Genomic DNA, 22178 nt, shown 5'->3' on the forward strand with positions numbered 1-22178 from the left:
TACCGGCCCAGCAGGTCTTCGCAGTACTCCCCCAGAATGTACATCTCCCCCGGCGGAAACTCCGGGTCCGGCACCGTATCCGCCAGCAGGTTCACGCCGCCGTTGAGTCCCTCGAAGAGGGCTTGGGGAAAGCCGTCCGCCGTGTCGTCCAGAAAGGCGCCGGCCTCATCAAAGCTCAGCTTCATGTCCGCTCCTCCAAAATCAGCTTCTCCAGGTCCTCCGCCGTGTCCGCCAGGTACTCCGCCCCCGCCGCCTCCAGGGAGGCCCGGGACCGGAAGCCCCAGGTGACGCCGCAGGCGGCCAGGCCCGCGTTGTGGCCCGTCCGGATATCCACGTCGCTGTCCCCCACAAACAGCGTCCCGGCGGAGTCCGCCCCCAGCTCCGCCAGGATGCCCCGCAGTCCGGCGGGGTCCGGCTTCACCGGGATCCCCTCCACCTTTCCCCGGACCAGGGCAAACCGGCCGGGGAAGTAGCGGGCAATCAGCTGGCGGCTGAAGGCGTCGGCCTTATTGGAGTAGACCGCCAGGCAGACCCCGGCCTCGTCCAGCCGCTCCAGCAGCGCCGGAATGCCGGGATAGGGGGTGGTCTTCTCCATGTTGTGGGCACCGTACCGGGCGGAGAATGCCTCCAGGGTCCGGGCCAGGCACTCCGGTGTCCGTGCCTCCTCCGGGGAGAAGCGGGCCACCAGATTGGGGATCCCGTGGCCCACCATGGCCTGGAACTGCGTCCTGGAGAATTGGGGCCAGCCGTTTTGGGCGCAGACCCAGTTCCCGGCGTCCGCCAGGTCGTCAATGGTATTGAGCAGCGTCCCGTCCAGGTCAAAAATCACGGTGCGAAACATTTGACGCCTCCTCTGCCGGGGTTTCCGCAGCTTCCCGCCGCGGCCCGCCGTTTCTTCACAGGGGGACCTCCGTCTCGCCCGCCAGGGTCAGCACGGAGGCGCGGCCAAAGCCCGCCGCCCGGGCCAGCTCCGCCGCCTGATCGTAGCCGAAGAGCACGGTGTCCGGGCTGTGGGCGTCGGCAGTGAGGATGATTCGCCCCCCCATCGCCCGCCACTCTCGCAGCAAAAACAGCGCCGGATAGGGCGCGGACCGGTAGCCCCGGGCCACGCCGCCGGTGTTGATCTCCAGCAGAGTCTCCCGGGGGTCCGCCGCGTGCAGGGCCGCCAGGGCGGCGGCGTGATACCGGGGGGCCGCCTCGTCGAAAAACCGGTTTCCGGCGTTGAGCTTGGTGATGAGGTCCAGATGGCCCAGGATGGTGGGCTTCCGGGCCGCCACCAGGGCCACCTGGGCGAAGTACCCCTCCGCCACGGCCAGGGCGTCGCCGTGGAACAGCTCGTCCCGGCAGGCGGAAAACTGCGCCTCTCCCCAGTCGGCGGCGTAGTACTTCCCGTTCTCCCCCCGCTGGTAGTGGACGCTGCCGATCCAGTAGTCCAGCCCCTGGGGGGCGGTGTCGGAGCAGCTGTCCCACTCCAGGCCCAGCAGCACCTCCATCCGCCCGGCGTACCGGTCCCGCAGGTCCAGAACCGCTGCCCGGTAGGCCGTCAGGTCCCCGGGGAGGACGGCGCCCTCGTCGTCCGGAATGGGGGTGTGGCTGTGGCAGGAGACGCCGAAGTACCGCACCCCCGCCGCCCAGGCCGCGGCGGCCATGGCCTCAGGGGATGCCTTTCCATCGCAGAGGGTGGAGTGGGTGTGGACGGAGCAGCACCAGGGGGTCCGGCTCATTGCATCCGCTCCTGCTTCACCTTGTGGTCTACCACATGGCGCTTTTCCAGCTCCCGGGTGACGTCCTCCACGGAGATTCCCATCTGGACCATCAGCACCATGACGTGGTAGCACAGATCCGCGATCTCGTAGACGGTCTCCTCCCGGTCCTCCTTGCGCCCGGCGATGATGACCTCGGTGCACTCCTCGCCCACCTTCTTCAAAATCTTATCCAGGCCCTTCTCAAAGAGGTAAGTGGTGTAGCTCCCCTCCTTGGGGTCGGTTCTGCGGCCCTGGATCAGGCGGTACAGCCCCTCATAGCTGAACGCCTTCAGCTCCGGGGAGAGGTAGACTTCGTTGAAAAAGCAGCTCTCGGCGCCGGTGTGACAGGCGGGGCCGTCTTTCACCACCTCCACCACCAGGGCGTCCCCGTCGCAGTCGGCGGTGATGGACACCACGTGCTGCACGTGGCCGGAGGTCTCCCCTTTGCGCCACAGCTCCCGGCGGCTGCGGCTCCAAAAGCAGGTCCGCCGCTCGTCGATGGTGATGGCCAGGCTCTCGGCGTTCATATAGGCCAGGGTCAGGACCTCTTTGGTGTAGTGGTCCTGTACAATGGCGGGAATCAGGCCCTTTTCGTCAAATTTCAGTTCCATGGGTGTTCTCCTTTTGCATTCAGTATGGTCCGCGGTCCGTCACAGCCGCACCTCCACGCCCCGCTGCCGCAAAAACTGCTTCAGCGCCCGGATCTCCACTTGGCGGGTGTGGAAGATGGAGGCGGCCAGCCCCGCGTCGATGCCAGGATGGGTAAACAGCGCCGCGAAGTGCTCCATCTCCCCTGCGCCGCCGCTGGCGACGATGGGGACGCGGACCCGGGCAGCCAGGGCGTCCAGCAGCTCCAGATCGAAGCCGGTCTTCACGCCGTCGGTGTCGATGGAGTTCAGCACGATCTCCCCCGCGCCCTCTCCCACGCCCCGCTCCGCCCACTCCAGGGCGTCGATGCCGGTGTCCTCCCGGCCGCCCTTGGCGAAGAGGCGGAACCGCCCCTCCACCCGCTTCACGTCCATGGAGAGGACCACGCACTGGTCGCCGTACTTCTTGGCGGCGGCGGCGATGATGGAGGGGTCCGCGATGGCGCCGGAGTTGACGCTCACCTTGTCGGCGCCGCACCGCAGCACCCGGTCGAAATCCGCCAGGGTGCGGATGCCGCCCCCCACCGTCAGGGGGATGAAAATCTCCCCGGCCACCCGGCGGAGGATGTCCGTGAACAGTCCCCGGCCCTCCACCGAGGCGGTGATGTCGTAAAACACCAGCTCGTCGGCGCCGGAGTCGTTGTAGAAGTGGGCCATCTCCACCGGGTCCGCCATGTCCCGCAGGCCCGCGAAGTTGGTGCCCTTCACCACCCGGCCGTCCCGCACGTCCAGGCAGGGGATGATGCGCTTGGCTAGCACGCCCCCACCTCCCCGATGACGGTTTTCAAATCCAGCCGTCCGGTGTACAGGGCCTTGCCCAAGATGGCGGCGTGGGTGCCGATGCGCCGGAGCTCCCGCAGCTCCTCCAGGCTGCTGACGCCGCCGGAGGCGGTGATCCGCAGACCCTCAATCTCCGCCAGCTCCCGGTAGAGGTCCAGGTTGGTGCCCTGCTCCGCCCCGTCCCGGCTGATGTCGGTGTAGATGACGGTGCCCACCCCCGCGGCGTACAGCCGACGGCAGAAGTCCACTCCCCGCTCCGCCGACAGCTCCTTCCAACCGTTGATGGCCACAAAGCCGTCCCGGGCGTCCACGCCCACGGCGATTTGGTCGCCGTAGGTCCGGGCCATCCGCTCCGTGAAGGCGAAGTCCTGCACCGCCGCGGTGCCCAGGATGCACCGGTTCACCCCCAGGTCCAGATACCGGCGGATGCGGTCCTCCGTGCGGATGCCGCCCCCCACCTCGATGTACAGCCCGCCCTGGCGGACGAGGGCGGCGATGGTCTCAAAATTCGCCAGAGTGCCGTCCCGGGCGCCGTCCAGGTCCACCACGTGGAGATACCGGGCCCCGGCGGTGAGAAACGCCCCGGCCATGGCGCAGGGGTCCGCGCCGTAAACCGTCATCTGGTCGTAATCCCCCTGGTACAGGCGGACCACCCGGCCCTCCCGCAGGTCGATGGCGGGAAAAATCTGCATAGGCTCCTCCTTACAATTCCGCAAAGGCCTTCAGCAGCCGCAGTCCCGTGTCGCCGGACTTCTCCGGGTGGAACTGGGTGCCGTAGACGTTGCCGCAGCGCACCACGCCCGTCACCGCCACGTTTCCGTATTGGGAGACCCCCAGGGTGCTCCCGGCGCAGTTTCGGGCGTAGAAGCTGTGGACGTAGTAGACGTACTCGCCGTCGGAGACGTGGGCGAACAGCGGGTCGTCCCGCTCGATGTGCAGGCTGTTCCAGCCCATGTGGGGCACTTTCAACGCCGGGTCCTCCAGCGCGCCCCGCAGATCCGCCACCTCCCCGGGCACCAGGCCCAAGCCGGGGTGCTCCCCGTACTCAAAGCTCCGCTCAAACAGCAGCTGCATCCCCAGGCAGATGCCCAGCAGGGGCTTGCGCCCCGCCTCCTCCCGCAGCACCGGCACCAGGCCCGTGGCGTCCAGCTTGGCCCGGGCGTCGCCGAAGGCGCCCACGCCGGGGAGGATGATCCGCTCCGCCGCCCGGAGGCGGTTCGCCCGGCGGGTGATCTCCGTCTCCAGGCCCAGGGCCCTCAGGCTGGAGGACAGGGAGAAGAGGTTGCCCACGCCGTAATCCACAATTGCAATCATACCGGCCGCCCTCACAGTGTGCCCTTGGTGCTGGGGATGTCGCCCAGGTGCTTTTCATCCAGGGCCGCGGCGGCCTTCAGCGTCCGGCCCATGCCCTTGAACACCGCCTCCAGAATGTGGTGGGTGTTCTCCCCCGCCAGCTCCCGGATGTGGACGGAGGCGGGGCAATTGCGCACAAAGGCCAGCCAGAACTCCTTCCCCAGCTCCGTGTCGAAGGACCCCACCCGGGGACTGGGCAGGTCCACCGCCCAGCCCAGATAGTCCCGGCCGCTGAGGTCGCAGGCACACAGCACCAGCGTCTCGTCCATGGGCAGGAGGAACTGGCCGTAGCGGGTGATGCCCCGCTTGTCCCCCAGGGCCTGGGCGAAGGCCTGCCCCAGGCAGATGCCCACGTCCTCCACGGTGTGGTGGCCGTCCACCTGGGTGTCCCCCCGGCACGTCACCGTCAGGTCAAAATCGCCGTGGCGGGCGAAGAGTTCCAGCATGTGGTCCAAAAAGCCGCAGCCGGTGCGGATGTCGGCCTTGCCGGTGCCGTCCAGGTCCAGGGACAGGGCGATGTCCGTCTCCCGGGTCTGCCGGCGGATGGTTGCGTTTCGCATGGACAGCCTCCTTTACAGCACTTCCAGCAGCCGGCCCAACTGATCGATCAGGGCCTCCATCTGCTCCATGGAACCAATGGTGATGCGGACATAGTCCCGGATGCGGGGCTGGTCGAACCAGCGCACCAGGATGCCGTTTTCCTTCAGCTTTCGGTACAGCTCCCCGCCGGAGAGCTGTCCGCACCGGGCGAAGAGGAAGTTGGCCCGGGAGGGCAGCACCGTGAAGCCCAGGGTCTCCAGCTCCGCCGCGGTCCATTCCCGGGTCCGGCACACGGCGGCGCAGCAGGCCTGGAAATAGGCCTCGTCCTCCATGGCGGCGGCGCCCGCCGCCATGGAGAGGCGGTTGACGTTGTAGGGGTTGAAGCTGTACTTCACCCGGTTCAGCCCGGCAATCAGCGCCTCGCTGCCCAGGGCGAATCCCACCCGGCCGCCGGCCAGGGACCGGCTCTTGGACATCGTCTGGGTGACCAGCAGATTGTCGTAGCGGAAGATCATGGGCACGCAGCTCTCGCCGCCGAAGTCCACATACGCCTCGTCCACGATCACCACCCGGTCCGCCCGCGCCTCCACCAGCCGCTGGATATCCGCCCGGGGCACGGCCATGCCGGTGGGGGCGTTGGGGTTGGCGATGACCACGGTGCCGGGGAAGTCCAGATAGTCCTCCACGCACAGGGTGAAGTCCTCCCGCAGGGGGATCACCGCGGCCTCCAGGCCGAACAGGGCCGCCTGGGCCTGATAGAAACCGTAGGTGATGTCGGCGAAGGCCACGGGCCTGCCCTGGCCGCAGAAGGCCCGGAAGGCGAAGGCCAGGATTTCGTCGGAGCCGTTGGCGCTGACCACGTTCTCCCGCCGCAGGCCGTACCGCCGGGCAACGGCCTCGTCCAGCAGGGCGCAGGCGGGGTCGGAGTACAGATTCAGCTTCATCAGCTCCGCCCGGGAGATGGCCTTCACCGCCCGGGGCGAGGGGGGGAAGGGGCTCTCGTTGGTGTTCAGCTTGATGTACTGCTGGTCCTGGGGCTGCTCGCCGGGGGTGTAGGGGGCCAGGCGGGCGGCCTCGGGGGAAAGGAACTGGCTCATGGCGTTACCTCCTGTCTCTTTTCGCAGCGGACCAGGGCGGAGCGGGCGTGGGCCTCCAGCCCCTCCTCCCGGGCGAGGGCGGCGACCCGCTGCGCCACCGGCGCAAACGCATCCTGGTCGTAATAGAGGAAGCTGGACCGCTTCACGAAGTCGTCCACCCCCAGGGGGCTGGAAAACCGGGCGGTGCCGGAGGTGGGCAGGGTGTGGTTTGGCCCCGCGAAGTAGTCCCCCAGGGCCTCCGGCGCATGGCGGCCCAGGAAGATGCTGCCCGCATTCTGCACCCGGGGCAGCAGGGCGAAGGGGTCGTCCACGCATAGCTCCAGGTGCTCCGGGGCGATGCGGTTCACCGCCTCCACCGCAGAGGAGAGATCGCCGGTGACGATGATCTTCCCGTTGTCCTCCACGGACCGCCGGGCCACCTCCCGCCGGGGCAGGTCCGCCAGTTGCGCCTCCACCTCCGCCTGGACGGCCCGGGCCAGGTCCATGCTGTCCGTCACCAGGACGGCGGAAGCGCGCACGTCGTGCTCCGCCTGGCTGAGGAGGTCCGCCGCCACCCACCGGGGGTTGGACGCCCCGTCCGCCAGCACCAAAATCTCACTGGGCCCGGCGATCATGTCGATGGCCACCCGGCCGAAGACCTTCCGCTTGGCGGTGGCCACAAAGATGCCGCCGGGGCCCACTATCTTGTCCACCCGGGGAATGGTCTCCGTGCCGTAGGCCAGGGCGGCCACCGCCTGGGCGCCGCCCACCCGGAACACCCGGGTGGCCCCGGCGATTTTCGCCGCCGCCAGGGCCGCGGCCCCCACGGAGCCGTCCCGCTCCGGCGGCGTCACCAGGAAAATCTCCCGCACACCGGCAATCCGGGCGGGAATCACGTTCATCAGCACGGTGGAGGGGAAGGCGGCGGGGCTGCGGGGCACGCAGACGCCCACCCGCTCCATGGGGGTGTACCGCTGGCCCATGACCACGCCGGGCCGGTCCGCCAGCACGAAGTCCCGGTGCACCTGCCGCTCGTGGAAGCGGCGGATGTTCTCCGCCGCCAGCTCCAGTGTCCGGCGCAGCTCCGGGTCCAGGGAGGCCCAGGCGGCCTCCACCTCCTCCGGCGGCACCTCCAGCTCCGTCAGCTCCACGCCGTCAAAGCGGCGGGTGCAGTCCCGGAGGGCCGCGTCCCCCCGGGTCCGCACCTCCGCCAGCACCGCGTCCACCGCGGCGTCCACGTCCGCCTCCGCCTGGATGTCCCGGTTCAGCAGGGCCTCCGGCGCCAATTGCTCCAATTCATAGATGGGAATCATGCCTGCGTCACCTCCGCCAATCTGCCCAGCAGCGTCTCAATCTCCCGGCGCTTGAACTGGTAGCTGGCCCGGTTGGCGATGAACCGGGCGGAGATGGGCATGAACTCCGTCAGCACCTTCAAGTCGTTCTCCTTCAGGGTGGTCCCGGTCTCCACAATGTCCACAATCACGTCGGACAGGCCCAGGATGGGGGCCAGCTCAATGGACCCATTGAGCTTGATGATGTCGATGTCCCGGCCCTGGGCGGCGTAGTAGGCCTTGGCGATGCCCACAAACTTGGTGGCCACCCGCAGCGTCCGCCCCGGATCATCCACAAAGTCCTTGGGCCCCGCCACGCACATGCGGCACCGGCCCAGGCCCGTATCCAGCAGCTCGTACACGTCCGCGCCGGACTCCGCCAGGATGTCCTTGCCCACAATGCCGATATCCGCCGCGCCGTGCTCCACGTAGATGGCCACGTCGCTGGGCTTCACCAGGAAATAGCGGATGCCCGCCGCCCGGTTTTCCACCACCAGCTTCCGGGTGTCGTTGTAATTCTCCGGGCAGCCGTAGCCCACCCCGGCCAGCAGGTTGTACACCTTGTCGCCCAGGCGGCCCTTGGGCAGCGCCACGTTCAGCATCACCGGCTCCTCCGCCCCGGTGGGGGCGGGGCGGTCCAGCTCATCCAGGTACAGGGCGAAGCCGATGGCCCTGGCCCCGGGGCGGAACTGGGCCGCCAGGGGGTCGTACCGCCCGCCCTTCAAAACCGCCCGGGAGCAGCCCGCCAAATACCCCTGGAGCACCAGGCCGTTGTAGTACTCCATGTCATTCACCAGGGACAGATCCAGCTTCACCCCCGCCGCCTGGCCCGCCGCCGCCAGGGAGGCGCACAGCGTCCGCAGCTCCGCCAGGGCCCCGCCCATGGCGGCGTTGAGGGCCAGCGGCTCCGCCCCGGCCAGCACCGTCTCCCAGTCCCCCGCCAGGGTGCCCAGGCGGCACAGGGCGTCGCTGCCCTGCCGGGAGAGCCCCGCCTCCGCCGCCAGGCGCTGCAATTCGTGGGTGTTTTTGTCCCGGATGCAGGTCAGCAGCCGGGGGCGGACGGCCTCCGGCGCGCCCACGGCGTCCAGCAGGCCGGTGACAAAGCCCATGTGGCTGATCTCCAGCAGGGCGTCCCCCCCGATGAGGCCCAGGCTCTGGATGGCCAGGGACACGGCCTGGGCCGTGGCATCGTCGTCCACGGCGCCGATGCACTCCAGGCCCATCTGGCTGATCTCCCGGAAGGTGTGGCTCTCCTGGCTGGGGCGATAGACGTTTTCCGAATAGTAAAACCGGCCGCACTCCCCCGCCTCCACCTGGGCGTTTTTGGCGATGGACAGCGTGACGTCCGGTTTCAGGGCCATCAGCCGCCCGTCCAGGTCGGTGAAGGTGATGACCTGCTCGCTGGACAAAAAGCGGCGGTTCTCCTGGTACAGGCCGTATTCCTCAAACCGGCCCATGTGGTACTGGCGGAAGCCCGCCCGCTCATACAGCAGCCGAAGCTGTAACGAGACCCGCTCCTGGGGCCTGAGCATGTTCAAATCCAATTCCATGGGGTGTCCTCCTCCCAGGCCCGGCGGGCCCTGGTTCTCTTGGGGTCTATTGTACTCAGTTTTATTAGCAAAGTAAAGTGCTAATTCGCTACCATTCTAAATTCTACCGTTTGCACAATTGTGAGGCGGCTCAAAAAGCCGGATACAGGGATTTTACACCCTGTATCCGGCTTTTGCAATCATGATCCGCCGTCCTCCGGCCCCTCGGGCGGCACGGGCACGCCGCAGGCCTCCAGGTAGCGGCTGAGCTCCCGGAGGCAGGCCGCGTCGCTCTGCCTGGCGGCGATGAGGGCGGCAATGGCGCGCAGGTGCCTGCTGTACGGCTGGGGGCTGGGGGACTCCCGATTTGCTTCCGACATCCTTCTCCCTCGCTTCCGCATTTTTGATCTATACATAAAGCAAGTTTAGCACATGCTTATCGTAACATCAAGAAAATGATGGATAGATGGAGCATGTGATGAAGCGATCTACGCCTTTAGAACGAAATATCGGGGCCAAGGTCAAGCAGTACCGCAAGGCCAAGGGGCTGACCCAGGATGCCCTGGCCGCCCGCCTGCAAACCCAGGGCTGCGACATCACCCGGGTCATGGTGGGCCAGATCGAAACCGGCTACCGGGCCACCTCCGTCTTTGAGATCGACAAGCTGGCGGAGGTGCTGGGCGTGGACTACAACGCCCTGTTCGCGCAGGACTGAACACGGGGAGCCGCCTATGGCGGCTCCCCGTGTTTCTTTTATCCAAAAAGCCTTGCAGCGCTTCTCGCCGGAGCGGCGAATGGAATTCCCATCCTGTTCCGCCCCGGCGTGTAGGTGGCAGAACCTGCAAGTGTGTGAGCGGTGCGCCGAAGGCGTGCAGCGCGTGCGCGCAGCAGGCCGCATCCCCCTCGCAAACGTGCCTGCGGGCACGTTTGCGAAGCGTTTACGCCGGCAGCGTCCCCAGCCGCTTTGCCGCCGACAGGGCATCCTCCGGCGCGGGGGCGTAGCGGCCTCCGCCATCCTCCCCCGTCCCGAAGGCGGCCCGGGCCAGGGCGGCGTCCTCCCCCTCCCCGGTCAGGGCGTTCACCGCCTCCGCCAACGCCTGGGCAAACCGGGGGTCCGCCAGGGTCTCCTCCCCCGGCCGCACCGCCGCCGCCATGTCGTAAAACCGCTCCGTCAGGCCCACCACGGCCGTCTCCTCCCAGATGGAGGCCGTCCGGCCCAGTCCGGCCTCCCCCCGGGCGTCCGTCTCCTCCGGGGGCAGCGTCCAGGCCTCCGCCCAAGTCTCCCGGACGTCCGCCGCCATGGGGAAGAGGTCGATCTCCCCCTCCGCCGCCGCCCGCAGCAGCGCCGGGAAGTCCGCATACACCGCCGTATCCGGCAGGTCCGACAGGGTGCTCCCCTCAAAGTGGTCCGCCAGCCAGAGGTCCACCGCCCGCCGGCCCTCCAGGGCGTCCCTCCCCAGCACGCCCCACCGGGCCCGGGAGACCTCCTCCCAGGTGAGGGACCCCCTCCCCGCCAGATTCTCCCCGTAGGCCGTGGGGGCGGCGCAGATCAGCGCCCGGCGTCCGGGCACTGACGTCCCCTCCTCCGGCGGTCGGTTCCAGTTTTCCAATTCCTCCCCCTGGTCCCGGAAGAGGGGGCCGGAGACCAGCACCACCGGCGCCGACCGGTCCAGCCCCGCCAGGGCCTCCGCCGGGAGAAAGGCCACATCCACGCCGCCCTGTTCCAGGGCCTGGACCGTGGCGGCGTGGGAGGAGCCCACCGTCAGGCGGACCTGCTCCACCGCCACGCCCCGGTCCGCCAGGGCCCCCCGCAGCGCCTCCGGCAGGCGGCGCACCGCCTCCAGCAGTTGCCCGGCGTCCTGCCCGCGGCGCTGAATCTCCACCGTCAGCGTCTCCAGCGCCAGAGGCGCCTCCTCCTCTTCCTCCGGCGCCTCCCCGGAGGGGCCGCAGCCGGCCAGGGACACCGCCAGCAGCAGAGTTGTCAACAACAGCCAAGCACTTTTCATATACGCTCCTCTTCCCGGCGGGTTCTGGACTTTCCACCCCCGCTTTGGTATCATGTAACCGATAGGTAAACTGATTTTACCATTTCGCCGCCCCCCGTGCAAGGGCGCCGCGGCAAAAGAGACAAAGGAGGCATCCCCGCCATGTATACCACTTCTGAAAACTGCCCCCGGAAGGACGTCCGCGTGTGGGAGGGCAAGGGCCTTGTCCACGTGAAGGACCTGACGGACAAGGAGGGCCTGTACAACCACGGCCGCCTGTTCACCCACACCGTGGTGGACCCCGGCTGCTCCATCGGCTACCACACCCACGAGCATGAGACGGAGTTTTACTATATCATCAAGGGCGAGGCCGTCTTCAACGACAACGGCACGGAGGTCATCCTCCGGGCCGGGGACATCGGCGCCACCGGCTACGGCGAGGGCCACGGCCTGGAAAACCGCACCGACGAGCCGGTGGAGATGATCGCCCTCATCATCACGGAGTGATCGCTCCGCCGCCCATCTGGAACCAACACCGGCCACAGAAACACTTCTCCCTGGCGCTGGTAAAAATTTAGAGGAGGAACTCAACAATGAGCACACTGTATCTGCCCGCATGGAGCATCGGCCCCGACTGCTACAACGAAGTCTACGACATCGTCCGTCCCTACGGCAAGAAGGTAGCGGTGATCGGCGGCAAAACCGCCATGTCCATCGCCGTGCCGGAGCTGAAGAAGGTGCTGGACGGCACCGACCTGGAACTGAGCGAGCCCATCTGGTTCGGCGGCGAGGCCTCCTATGAGAACGCCGCCATGCTGGAGGCCATGCCCGAGGTGAAGGACGCCGACATCATCTTCGGCATCGGCGGCGGCCGCGCCATGGACACCGCCAAGTGCGCCGCCGGCCACCTGAACAAGCCCATCTTCGCCTTCCCCACCCTGGCCTCCAACTGCGCCGCGTGCACCACGCTGTGCGTCATGTACTATCCCGACGGCGCCATGCGGGACCTCTACTACCCCAAGCGCTGCGCGGTACATACCTTCATGAACAGCACCATCATCGCCAACTCCCCCTCCGAGTACGTCTGGGCGGGCATCGGCGATTCCCTGGCCAAGGAGTTCGAGTCCGAGTTCGCCGCCCGCAACGACCTGGCCAGCTTCAAGATCCAGCACGCCCCCCTCATGGGCACCGCCATCGCCCGCTGCTGCACCCCCGCCTTCCTCACCTTCGGCGAGAAGGCCATGGAGCAGATCCGCAACCACCAGGACGGCTATGAGCTCCAGCAGGTCACCCTGGCCATCGTCATCACCGCCGGCATGGTCTCCAATCTCACCGTGGAGACCACCAACGAGGACTACTTCTACAACGACTCCCTGGCCCACTGCTTCTACTACGGCTGCACCGTCTGCCCCGGCGCCCACAAGCACCTCCACGGCGAGGTGGTCTCCCTGGGCATCCTGGTCCTGCTGACCCTGGACGGCCAGTTCGAGCGCCGCAACAGCCTCTTCCCCTTCTACCACGCCCTGGGCCTGCCCATGACCATGGCCGACGTGGAGCTCACCGAGGCCGACATGCCCACTCTCCTGGCCAAGTGCGTCACCATGTCCAACTGGAACTACACCCCCTACCCCATCACCGAGGACCAGTTCGCCCAGGCCATCCGCGACACCGACCAGGCCGCCAAGGACTGGCTCGCCGCCAACAAGTAAGACCCCCTACATTATTTTATATACTTGACGGCGGGGCCCGGCGCATTCCGGGTCCCCGCCGCCCCAGAAAGGACATGTCATCATGAGAGGTATTCAGGGAAAAATCACCGTCGTCACCGGCGGCACCCGGGGCATTGGCAAGGGCATTGCCAAGCGCTTCCTGGAGGAGGGCGCCACCGTCATCATCATCGGCGGCAAGAACCAGGCCGACGCCGACCAGGCCATCGCCGAGCTGAGCCCCCTGGGCAAGATCGAGGCCATGATGGTGGACCTGAGCAACGCCGACGCCATCGAGAAGCTGATCGACGATGTGGTGGCCAAGTACGGCCGCATCGACATCCTGGTGAATAACGCCGGCATCCAGATTCGCAAGTGGGCCACCGAGTTCCCCGTGGAGGAGTTCGACAAGGTCATCAACGTCAACATGCGGGCCTATTACCTGGCCTCTCGCTGCGCGGCCCGCTACATGCAGAAGCAGGGCGGCGGCAGCATCGTGTGCATCTCCTCCGGCAACTCCCAGTGCTTCACCAGCCAGCGCTCCGCCTACAACATCTCCAAGGCGGCGGTGAACGGCCTGGTGGCCTCCCTGGGCGTGGAGTGGGCCCGCTTCAACATCCGCATCAACGCCGTGGCCCCCGGCTACGTCATGACCGAGATGATTCAAAAGGGCATCAACGAGGGCATCATCGACATCGAGAACATCATGAAGGTGATCCCCATGAAGCGGCTGCTGATGCCCGAGGAGATCGGCAACAGCGTCGTCTTCCTGGCCTCCGACGAGGCCAGCGGCATCACCGGCCAGACTCTGTTCACCGACGGCGGCTGGAGCAAAGCCGGCCTGCCCGAGGAGAAGGAGCTGTAAGCCCTCCCCCGCAAAACCGCGCCCCCGTACCGAAATGGCACGGGGGCGCTTTTCCTCCCGCTGCAAATTTCAAAATATTTTCTTTCGGCTTTTTCCATACCCGCCGGGAAAAACCTCCCCTGCGTAATCGTCTTTCCATTTTCATTTCGCAACTTTTTGATGGAAGAACCATCGGGTTTTCCCCCGTGCCCCCTCAAATCTTTTACTGGACAAAGGCCTTTGGTTGGCGTATAGTATGTGTTGGAAATTGGTGGGGCCAATTGCCCCACGCATGGGAACCAACCATCCGTCACATGGGATTGAAAATTTAGAGGAGGAACTCAACAATGAGCACACTGTATCTGCCCGCATGGAGCATCGGCCCCGACTGCTACAACGAAGTCTACGACATCGTCCGTCCCTACGGCAAGAAGGTAGCGGTGATCGGCGGCAAAACCGCCATGTCCATCGCCGTGCCGGAGCTGAAGAAGGTGCTGGACGGCACCGACCTGGAACTGAGCGAGCCCATCTGGTTCGGCGGCGAGGCCTCCTATGAGAACGCCGCCATGCTGGAGGCCATGCCCGAGGTGAAGGACGCCGACATCATCTTCGGCATCGGCGGCGGCCGCGCCATGGACACCGCCAAGTGCGCCGCCGGCCACCTGAACAAGCCCATCTTCGCCTTCCCCACCCTGGCCTCCAACTGCGCCGCGTGCACCACGCTGTGCGTCATGTACTATCCCGACGGCGCCATGCGGGACCTCTACTACCCCAAGCGCTGCGCGGTACATACCTTCATGAACAGCACCATCATCGCCAACTCCCCCTCCGAGTACGTCTGGGCGGGCATCGGCGATTCCCTGGCCAAGGAGTTCGAGTCCGAGTTCGCCGCCCGCAACGACCTGGCCAGCTTCAAGATCCAGCACGCCCCCCTCATGGGCACCGCCATCGCCCGCTGCTGCACCCCCGCCTTCCTCACCTTCGGCGAGAAGGCCATGGAGCAGATCCGCAACCACCAGGACGGCTATGAGCTCCAGCAGGTCACCCTGGCCATCGTCATCACCGCCGGCATGGTCTCCAATCTCACCGTGGAGACCACCAACGAGGACTACTTCTACAACGACTCCCTGGCCCACTGCTTCTACTACGGCTGCACCGTCTGCCCCGGCGCCCACAAGCACCTCCACGGCGAGGTGGTCTCCCTGGGCATCCTGGTCCTGCTGACCCTGGACGGCCAGTTCGAGCGCCGCAACAGCCTCTTCCCCTTCTACCACGCCCTGGGCCTGCCCATGACCATGGCCGACGTGGAGCTCACCGAGGCCGACATGCCCACTCTCCTGGCCAAGTGCGTCACCATGTCCAACTGGAACTACACCCCCTACCCCATCACCGAGGACCAGTTCGCCCAGGCCATCCGCGACACCGACCAGGCCGCCAAGGACTGGCTCGCCGCCAACAAGTAAGGTTTTTTCCAAGGGTCCGCGCCATTTTTGGGCGCGGACCCTTTTTTGTAATTTTTTTCACGAAATTTCCCGTGAAATTCTCCGAAATTTGTGTAATCCGGTTTTTCCGCACTTGTTTTTTTGCTTTCCGTGTGCGTAATCGTCTTTCCCAGCCTCTTATTGAACTTTTTAGCGGGATAACGGCCTGTTTTTCCGTCCAATGGGCCAAAATTTTTACTGGACAAAGACCGCCGCATGCGGTATAGTATGCCTTGGAAATTGGTGGGACCAATTGTCCCGCTTACTGAAACACTGAACAGGAGGCTGCAATCATGAACTATCAGACCCTCACCCCCGAGCTGGTCGCCCAGCTGTCCGAAATCGCGCCGGGCCGCGTCTTCACCGGCAGCGATATCAACGAGGACTACTCCCACGACGAGATGCCCATCTACGGCAAGGCCGTGCCCGAAGCCGTGGTGGAGGCCAACTCCACCGAGGAGATCGCCGCGGTGATGAAGCTGTGCAACGAAAACCGCATCCCCGTCACCCCCCGGGGCGCCGGCACCGGCCTGGTGGGCGGCGCGGTGGCCATCCAGGGCGGCGTGCTGCTGGTGACCACCCGGATGAACAAGATCCTCTCCTACGACATGGAGAACTTCACCGTCACCGTGCAGCCCGGCGTGCTGCTGAACTCCCTGGCGGAGGACGCCTCCTCCAAGGGCCTCCTGTATCCCCCCGATCCCGGCGAGAAGTTCGCCACCCTGGGCGGCAACGTCTCCACCAACGCCGGCGGCATGCGGGCGGTGAAGTACGGCTGCACCCGGGATTACGTGAAGGCCATGACCGTGGTTCTGCCCACCGGCGAGGTGGTCAAGCTGGGCAGCTCCGTGTCCAAGACCAGCTCCGGCTACAGCCTGCTGAACCTGATGATCGGCTCCGAGGGCACCCTGGGCATCATCACCGAGCTGACCCTCAAGCTCATTCCCCAGCCCAAGGAGACCATCAGCCTCATCATCCCCTACCCCGACATGGAGTCCTGCATCGCCACGGTGCCCTCCTTCTTCATGCACCACCTGAATCCCCAGGCCCTGGAGTTCATGGGCAAGGACATCGTCATTTCCTCCGAGGCCTATGTGGGCAAGCAGGTCTTCCCCCGGAAGATCGACGGCGTGGAGGCCGAGGCCTACCTGCTGGTGACCTTTGACGGCCAGTCCATGGATGAGCTGGACGCCGTGATCGAAAAGGCCTCCGAGGTGGTGCTGGAGGCCGGCGCCATCGACGTGCTGGTGGCGGACACCCCCGCCCTGAAGCGGGACGCCTGGGCCGCCCGCAGCAGCTTCCTGGAGGCCATCATGGCCGACACCAAGCTCCTGGACGAGTGCGACGTGGTGGTTCCCGTCACCCAGATCGCCAACTTCCTGGGCTATGTGGAGTCCCTGGAGGCCACTGTGGGCCTGAAGGTCCGCAGCTTCGGCCACGCCGGCGACGGCAACCTGCACATCTACTGCTGCAGCAACGACCTGGAGGAGGACGCCTTCAAGGCCCTGGCGGAGAAGTTCATGGAGGCCGTGTACATCAAGGCCACCGAGCTGGGCGGCCAGGTCTCCGGCGAGCACGGCATCGGCCACGGCAAGGTTCCCTTCCTGGCGGAGTCCGTGGGCGAGGTGAACATGCGCCTGATGGAGAACATCAAGAAGGTGTTCGACCCCAATTTGATTCTCAACCCCGGCAAGGTCTGCTACAAGTTGTAAGCCCAAGGGCGATTCGATACGTGACATATTTAGAAAGGCGGAAAAAAACATGGCTTATTTGATCAATCCCGAGGACCAGGACCTGCTGGACAGCGTCCGCGAATTCTGCGACAAGGAAATCAAGGAACAGTGCAAGGAGTACGACGTCTCCGGCGAATGGCCCGCCGAGATTTATGCCAAGGTGGCGGAGCTGGGCTATAACGGCCTGGAGGTCCCCGAGGAATACGGCGGCCTGGGCCTGGAGCGGATCACCGTGGCGGCCATCATGGAGGAGTTCGCCAAGGCGGATGCCGGCGTCGTCACCACCATCACCGCCAGCAACCTGGCGCTGAAGGCCGTCCTCATCGGCGGCAGCGAGGAGCAGAAGCAGCACTGCTGCGACCTTCTGATGGAGGGCAACCACGGCGCCTTCTGCCTCACCGAGCCCATGGCCGGCTCCGACGCGGGCAACTCCAAGACCACCGCCGTCCGGGACGGCGACGAGTACATCCTCAACGGCCGCAAGTGCTTCATCACCAACGGCGGCGTGGCCTCCTTCTACGTGGTGACCGCCATGACCGACAAGTCCCAGGGCGTGAAGGGCATGTCCGCCTTCGTGGTGGACGCCGGCACCCCGGGCCTGTCCACCGGCAACCACGAGAACAAGATGGGCATCCGCACCTCCAACACCTGCGACGTGGTCATGGAGGACTGCCGCGTGCCCGCCTCCGCCATGATGGGCGCCGAGGGCGACGGCTACAAGATCGCCATGAAGACCCTGGATATGTCCCGCACCTGGGTGGGCTGCGGCGCCGTGGGCATCGCCCAGCGGGCCATTGACGAGGCTGTGGCCTACGGCAAACAGCGCATTACCTTCGGCAAGCCCATCCTGAAGAACCAGGCTCTGCAGTTCAAGGTGGCCGACATGGAGATCCGGGTGGAGACCGCCCGCCAGATGGTGGCCCACGCCCTGAAGCTGATGGACGCCGGCCTGCCCTACAGCCGGGAGTCCGCCATCGCCAAGTGCTATGCCGGCGACGTGGCCGTGCAGAACGCCCTGGAGGCCATCCAGATTCTGGGCGGCTACGGCTACAGCCGGGAGTACCCCGTGGAGAAGCTGCTCCGCGACGCAAAGATTTTCCAGATTTACGAGGGCACCAACGAGATTCAGCGCATGGTCATCGGCAAGAGCGTCATCGGCAAGTTTTGATTTTCCCCCGCGGCGCCCGGCCCGGGGCCGGCCGCCGCGGGCAACCCATTGTGAAAGAGGAGTATACGTGACATGGAACTTTTAGTCTGTATCAAGCAAGTGCCGGACGACTCTGTGAACGTCACCCTGGGCGCCGACGGCGCCCCCAAGCTGGATGACATCGCGCCCGTCGTCAATGCGTTTGACACCTATGCCCTGGAGATGGCCGCCCGCTTCAAAGAGGCCCACGGCGGCTCCGTCACCGTGCTGACCATCGGCGGGGAGGAGACCGTTCCCGCCCTGCGCAGCTGCCTGTCCGTGGGCGCGGACCACGCCTGCAAGCTGGACGATGCCTCCGTCTGCGACACCCAGGGCACCGGCTATCTGCTGGCCCAGGCCTCCAAAAAGGCCGGGGAGCAGCCCTTTGACGTGATTTTCTGCGGCTCCGAATCCACCGACGCCTCCTCCGGCCAGGTGGGCGCCCAGCTGGCCGAGACCCTGGGCCTGCCGGTCATCACCAACGTCCTGGCCCTGGAGCCGAAGGACGGCGGCATTTCCGCCAAGCAGGAGACCGAGGAGGGCTACCGCATCGTGGAGGCCGCCTGCCCCTGCGTGGTCACCATTGTGAAGCCGGACTACGAGCCCCGCTATCCCTCCATCAAGAGCAAGATGGCCGCCCGGAAGATGCCCATCGCCACCCTGTCCCTCTCCGACGTAGAGGCCGACGCCGCCAAGTTCGGTCCGGAGGCCGCCAAGGTCCGCCGCACCGCCATCTCCGCGCCTCCCCAGCGTCAAAGCGGCGTGAAGATTCAGGAGAAGGAAGCCGCTGAAGCCGTTCGCCGCGCCATGGAGATGATGGCCGGTCAGAAGCTGATCTGAGGGGGGAACTGATGATGGAAAAGCAGTCTATTTTGGTTTATCTGGAGACCGCCGGCACCCAGGTGGTGAAGGTCTCCCTGGAGGCGCTGAACGCCGCCCGCAAGCTCTCCGCTCAGAACGGCCGGCCTGTGGCCGCCGTGCTCATCGGCGACGCCTCCGCGGCGGACACCGCCGCCTCCTACGGCGCCTCCCAGGTGCTGACCGTGGCGGCCGGGGAGTACCAGGCCGACCGCTACACCGACATTCTCACCGCTCTGTGTGAGCGCTACGACGTCTCCTGCCTGCTGCTGGGGTCCACCCGGGACGGCAAGGAGCTGGCGGCCCGGGTGGCCGCCCGGCTGGGCGCCGGCTGCGTCTCCGACGCCATGTCCCTCACCGAAGAGGGCGCCTGGGTGCGCTCCATCTACGGCGGCTCCCTCCAGGAGACCGTCTCCGCCGGGGAGAAGGCCGTGGTGACGGTCCGCTCCGGCACCTTCGGCAAGCCCGAGCAGGACGGCCCCGCCGCCGCTGCCGTCACCGAGGAGACCGTGGAGGACACGGCGCTCCGGGCCGTCATCAAGGAGGCCGTCCAGGAGCTCAGTGAGAGCGTGAACCTGGAGGACGCCGAGGTGATCGTGGCCGGCGGCCGCGGCATGGGCAGCGCCGAGAACTTCCAGATGGTCCGCCAGCTGGCGGAGCTGCTGGGCGGCGTGGTGGGCGCCAGCCGTCCCGCTATTGAGGACGGCTGGGTGCCCCGGAACCACCAGGTGGGCCAGTCCGGCAAGATCGTGGCGCCCAAGCTGTATATCGCCTGCGGCATCTCCGGTGCCATGCAGCACGTGTCCGGCATGTCCGGCTCCGGCTACATCGTGGCCATCAACAAGGATGAGGACGCCCCCATTTTCGACGTGGCGGACGTGGGCATCGTGGGCAACGTCACGGAGATTCTGCCGCTGATGATTGAGGAGATCAAGGCCCGCAAAAGCTGACAGGGTGGCGGGTCCATCCCGCCCGTCCATCTCCCATGGAGGAAGTATGCAGGAAAACAACAAAACCCTGGACTCCCAGCGGGCATACGTCCGTGTCATCGACTATATCAAGCAGGAAATCCGGCTGGGACACCTGCACATCGGCTCCCGCCTCCCGCCGGAGCGGACGCTGGCGGAGCAGTTGAACGTGGGGCGCAACTCCGTCCGGGAGGCGCTCCGCATCCTGGAAATTCTGGGCACCACCGTCAGCACCCAGGGCGCCGGGCACTTCATCGCGGGCAACTTTGAAAACTCTTTGGTGGAGACCATGTCCATCATGTTTCTCTTGAAGGAGCTGAGCTTTCAGGAGATCAGCCAACTGCGCTACGCCATCGAAAAGCACGCCTTTGCCCTGGCGGTGCAGGAGGCCGGCAGTCAGGACTGCGCGGAGCTCCAGGCCATCATCTCCCGGCTGGACTCGGGCCTAAGCGAGGAGGAGAACGTCCTGCTGGACAAAAAGCTCCACTACACCATCGCCCGGGCCTCCGGCAACGCCCTGTTTGTGGAAATTCTCAACGCCCTGTCCGACGTGATGGACCGCTTCATCGCGGACCTGCGCATGGACATCATGTCCGAGGAGCGGCGGCGGGAGAAGCTCTTTGCCGCCCACCGCCGGATGGTGGAGTGTATCCTGGACAAGGACCTCCCCGGCGGCTACGCCGCCATCGACGAGCACTTTACCCTCATTGACCAGCGACTGGAGGTCCGCAGCCGGTCCGTCCAGTTGTGAGGTTCATACAACTCTCTCCCCCCTAGCAAAGCAAGCAGGCCGCGGATCTTGCCTTCCGCGGCCAGCCTGCTCTCCCCTTGCAAAAGCACCCCGCGGACATCTTTGGATGTCCGCGGGGTGCTTTTCTTTATGCGTAAATCTTCCGCAAAATCGCCAGGGCGTCCTCCCGGGTCATCTTTCTGGGCTGGAAGGCCTGGAACATCTCCTCCACCACGGCCTGGGCCGCCTCCTCCAGGCGGCTCTCGTCGTAGGGGAACTCCCGGGGCTTTTTCAGGCCCACCACGTCGTAGACAAAGTGGAGCGCCGCGTCCCGGGCCTTGGCGCCGATCTCCTCCGGCGTCTCGGTGCCGTCGAAGGAGGCGCCCAGCTTTTGGCCGATGACCTTCACCCGCTGGGGCAGGGCCGGGGCGTTGAACTCCAGCATATAGGGCATGGCAAAGCCGCAGCCCGCCCCGTGGGGCACGTGGAACAGCGACCCCAGCACGTGGCTGATGGAGTGGCCGGCATGGGTGTGGCCGTAGCCCAGCATCCAGCCGCCCACACAGCAGCAGATGGCCATGCGGCCCCGGGCGTCCAGGTTCTTCCCGTCCCGCACCGCCACCGGCAGCCACTGGATCACCTCGTCCATGGCCTTCTCCGTGAAGAAGCCGATGAGGTCGTTGGTGGCATTGGTGGTGTAGGACTCCACCACGTGGGTCAGGGTATCCAGTCCGGTGATGGCGGTGAGCTGCGGGGGCATCCCCACCATCAGCTCCGGGTCAATGACGGCGTAATCCGCCATGGCGTTGGTGGCCAAAATGGGGCACTTGGTGCCGTCCGGCGCGGAGATCACCAGCCCGTCGGAGACCTCGCTGCCGGTGCCGGAGGTGGTGGGAATGCAGACCAGCCCCGGGGAGAGGGCCATGGGGGTGGAGAAATCCATGAAGCGGAGGATGGGGCCGTCGTTGAAGCGCAGCAGGTTCACCGCCTTGCCGGTGTCCATGCAGCTGCCGCCGCCCACGGCGATGGTGCAGTCGCACCCCTCCGCCCGGCACAGCGCCGCCGCCTGCTCCGCCATGTCCACCGGCGGGTCCGGCTCCACGCCGTCAAAGACGTAGAACTCCACCCCCGCCTCCCGGAGGCTGACGGTGATTTTGTCCACAATTCCAACGGCCGCCACCCCCTTGTCGCATACGAGGAACGCCTTCTTCGCGCCCATGGAGGTCACCAGCTCTCCCACCTGGCGGACGGAGCCGTTTCCGTACAGGAGCTTGACCCGCTGGTACATCTGGATATTCAGCATCGTAACAACCTCTTTTCTTTCAGTAGTTACTAGTATGCTAACAGCTTCCCCGCTCCTTGAATTGTAAATTTAGGAAATGGCCCGGCGTCCCATGGGACGCCGGGCCATTTTTCTGTTGAAAAGTCTCACAGTATTTCGCCGCCGGAGCAGCAAAAAAGATGGCATCCTGTTCTGCTGCGGCGCGTCCGCGGCAGAACCTTCCTCTCGTCCCGCAAATGTGCAGGCGAGGCGAAGAAGACGCTTCGCGGGCGCGCGGAGCGGGCCGCGGCGTGGCCTTCCCCTGTTCTCACTCTGTGTTCTGCCGGCGCTCTGCGGATGCGCGGAGCGGGCCGCAGCCTTGCCGAAAACATGCCTGCGCCCCGTTTTCGGCAAATTTCATCGGG

The 22178-nt window shown here is 66.0% G+C and carries 22 protein-coding genes and 2 pseudogenes; 10 read left to right on the forward strand and 14 right to left on the reverse strand.

The window, feature by feature from the left end; all coding sequences use genetic code 11:
* The 12 genes and pseudogenes from QZS21_RS09175 to QZS21_RS09230 all read right to left on the reverse strand — a co-directional run.
* A pseudogene (locus QZS21_RS09175) lies at nucleotides 1-185 on the reverse strand (hypothetical protein); the annotation flags it as partial.
* Entirely contained in the window at nucleotides 182-841 is a 660-nt protein-coding gene (locus QZS21_RS09180) for an HAD family hydrolase (protein WP_295582626.1), read from the reverse strand. The gene QZS21_RS09180 and the pseudogene QZS21_RS09175, both read right to left, overlap by 4 nt.
* 55 nt (nucleotides 842-896) lie before the next feature.
* Nucleotides 897-1724, reverse strand: a complete 828-nt coding sequence (locus QZS21_RS09185; RefSeq protein ID WP_295582628.1) for a PHP domain-containing protein — start codon at nucleotides 1722-1724, stop codon at nucleotides 897-899.
* Nucleotides 1721-2371: pseudogene (gene hisIE / locus QZS21_RS09190) on the reverse strand (bifunctional phosphoribosyl-AMP cyclohydrolase/phosphoribosyl-ATP diphosphatase HisIE); the annotation flags it as partial. The pseudogene hisIE and the gene QZS21_RS09185, both read right to left, overlap by 4 nt.
* Nucleotides 2372-2395: 24 nt before the next feature.
* Nucleotides 2396-3151, reverse strand: a complete 756-nt coding sequence (hisF, locus tag QZS21_RS09195) for an imidazole glycerol phosphate synthase subunit HisF (protein WP_295582630.1) — start codon at nucleotides 3149-3151, stop codon at nucleotides 2396-2398.
* Nucleotides 3145-3864 carry a 1-(5-phosphoribosyl)-5-[(5-phosphoribosylamino)methylideneamino]imidazole-4-carboxamide isomerase gene (hisA, locus tag QZS21_RS09200; protein ID WP_295582632.1) on the reverse strand — a complete coding sequence of 240 codons (720 nt, stop codon included), beginning with the start codon at nucleotides 3862-3864 and terminating at the stop codon, nucleotides 3145-3147. The genes hisF and hisA overlap by 7 nt, the downstream gene beginning before the upstream one ends.
* 10 nt (nucleotides 3865-3874) lie before the next feature.
* Nucleotides 3875-4486: an imidazole glycerol phosphate synthase subunit HisH gene (hisH, locus tag QZS21_RS09205; protein ID WP_295582634.1), complete on the reverse strand. Its 612-nt coding sequence runs from the start codon at nucleotides 4484-4486 to the stop codon at nucleotides 3875-3877.
* 11 nt (nucleotides 4487-4497) lie between these two features.
* Nucleotides 4498-5085, reverse strand: a complete 588-nt coding sequence (gene hisB / locus QZS21_RS09210) for an imidazoleglycerol-phosphate dehydratase HisB (RefSeq protein WP_295582636.1) — start codon at nucleotides 5083-5085, stop codon at nucleotides 4498-4500.
* A gap of 12 nt (nucleotides 5086-5097) precedes the next feature.
* On the reverse strand, nucleotides 5098-6162 hold the full coding sequence (gene hisC / locus QZS21_RS09215; RefSeq protein WP_295582638.1) for a histidinol-phosphate transaminase: 1065 nt from the start codon (nucleotides 6160-6162) through the stop codon (nucleotides 5098-5100).
* Nucleotides 6159-7454 (reverse strand): histidinol dehydrogenase, encoded by a 1296-nt coding sequence (gene hisD, locus QZS21_RS09220; RefSeq protein WP_295582640.1) that lies wholly within the window; start codon nucleotides 7452-7454, stop codon nucleotides 6159-6161. The genes hisC and hisD overlap by 4 nt, the downstream gene beginning before the upstream one ends.
* Nucleotides 7451-9022, reverse strand: coding sequence for an ATP phosphoribosyltransferase (gene hisG / locus QZS21_RS09225; RefSeq protein WP_295582642.1), 1572 nt, complete (start codon nucleotides 9020-9022; stop codon nucleotides 7451-7453). The genes hisD and hisG overlap by 4 nt, the downstream gene beginning before the upstream one ends.
* Before the next feature lie 179 nt (nucleotides 9023-9201).
* Nucleotides 9202-9381: a hypothetical protein gene (locus QZS21_RS09230; protein ID WP_295582644.1), complete on the reverse strand. Its 180-nt coding sequence runs from the start codon at nucleotides 9379-9381 to the stop codon at nucleotides 9202-9204.
* An 86-nt stretch (nucleotides 9382-9467) separates the two neighbouring features.
* On the opposite strand from QZS21_RS09230, the gene QZS21_RS09235 reads away from it, so the two are divergent.
* A complete protein-coding gene (locus tag QZS21_RS09235; protein ID WP_295582645.1) occupies nucleotides 9468-9716 on the forward strand; it encodes a helix-turn-helix domain-containing protein in 249 nt (82 codons plus the stop codon).
* A 223-nt stretch (nucleotides 9717-9939) separates the two neighbouring features.
* Here the strand turns inward: QZS21_RS09235 and QZS21_RS09240 are convergent, their stop codons facing one another.
* Nucleotides 9940-11007, reverse strand: a complete 1068-nt coding sequence (locus QZS21_RS09240; RefSeq protein WP_295582647.1) for a PhnD/SsuA/transferrin family substrate-binding protein — start codon at nucleotides 11005-11007, stop codon at nucleotides 9940-9942.
* A 141-nt stretch (nucleotides 11008-11148) separates the two neighbouring features.
* Between QZS21_RS09240 and QZS21_RS09245 the strand changes: the two genes are divergently transcribed.
* From QZS21_RS09245 to QZS21_RS09285, 9 genes are all read left to right on the forward strand, one after another.
* Nucleotides 11149-11493 carry a cupin domain-containing protein gene (locus tag QZS21_RS09245; RefSeq protein ID WP_295582650.1) on the forward strand — a complete coding sequence of 115 codons (345 nt, stop codon included), beginning with the start codon at nucleotides 11149-11151 and terminating at the stop codon, nucleotides 11491-11493.
* 86 nt (nucleotides 11494-11579) lie between these two features.
* A complete protein-coding gene (locus QZS21_RS09250; RefSeq protein WP_295582652.1) occupies nucleotides 11580-12695 on the forward strand; it encodes an iron-containing alcohol dehydrogenase family protein in 1116 nt (371 codons plus the stop codon).
* A gap of 82 nt (nucleotides 12696-12777) precedes the next feature.
* Nucleotides 12778-13557 (forward strand): SDR family NAD(P)-dependent oxidoreductase, encoded by a 780-nt coding sequence (locus tag QZS21_RS09255; protein ID WP_295582654.1) that lies wholly within the window; start codon nucleotides 12778-12780, stop codon nucleotides 13555-13557.
* A 326-nt stretch (nucleotides 13558-13883) separates the two neighbouring features.
* Nucleotides 13884-14999 (forward strand): iron-containing alcohol dehydrogenase family protein, encoded by a 1116-nt coding sequence (locus QZS21_RS09260; RefSeq protein ID WP_295582652.1) that lies wholly within the window; start codon nucleotides 13884-13886, stop codon nucleotides 14997-14999.
* 311 nt (nucleotides 15000-15310) lie between these two features.
* Nucleotides 15311-16729, forward strand: coding sequence for an FAD-binding oxidoreductase (locus QZS21_RS09265; RefSeq protein WP_295582656.1), 1419 nt, complete (start codon nucleotides 15311-15313; stop codon nucleotides 16727-16729).
* Between the two features lie 49 nt (nucleotides 16730-16778).
* Nucleotides 16779-17918 (forward strand): acyl-CoA dehydrogenase family protein, encoded by a 1140-nt coding sequence (locus QZS21_RS09270; protein WP_295582658.1) that lies wholly within the window; start codon nucleotides 16779-16781, stop codon nucleotides 17916-17918.
* Between the two features lie 72 nt (nucleotides 17919-17990).
* Nucleotides 17991-18776: an electron transfer flavoprotein subunit beta/FixA family protein gene (locus QZS21_RS09275; protein ID WP_295582660.1), complete on the forward strand. Its 786-nt coding sequence runs from the start codon at nucleotides 17991-17993 to the stop codon at nucleotides 18774-18776.
* Between the two features lie 14 nt (nucleotides 18777-18790).
* Nucleotides 18791-19744, forward strand: a complete 954-nt coding sequence (locus QZS21_RS09280; RefSeq protein WP_366557598.1) for an electron transfer flavoprotein subunit alpha/FixB family protein — start codon at nucleotides 18791-18793, stop codon at nucleotides 19742-19744.
* Between the two features lie 46 nt (nucleotides 19745-19790).
* A complete protein-coding gene (locus QZS21_RS09285; protein WP_295582664.1) occupies nucleotides 19791-20513 on the forward strand; it encodes a FadR/GntR family transcriptional regulator in 723 nt (240 codons plus the stop codon).
* 127 nt (nucleotides 20514-20640) lie between these two features.
* Here the strand turns inward: QZS21_RS09285 and QZS21_RS09290 are convergent, their stop codons facing one another.
* On the reverse strand, nucleotides 20641-21795 hold the full coding sequence (locus QZS21_RS09290) for an iron-containing alcohol dehydrogenase (protein WP_295582666.1): 1155 nt from the start codon (nucleotides 21793-21795) through the stop codon (nucleotides 20641-20643).
* Nucleotides 21796-22178: the final 383 nt, after the last annotated feature.

This window comes from uncultured Oscillibacter sp. (assembly GCF_900544955.1).
Taxonomy (GTDB): domain Bacteria; phylum Bacillota; class Clostridia; order Oscillospirales; family Oscillospiraceae; genus Oscillibacter.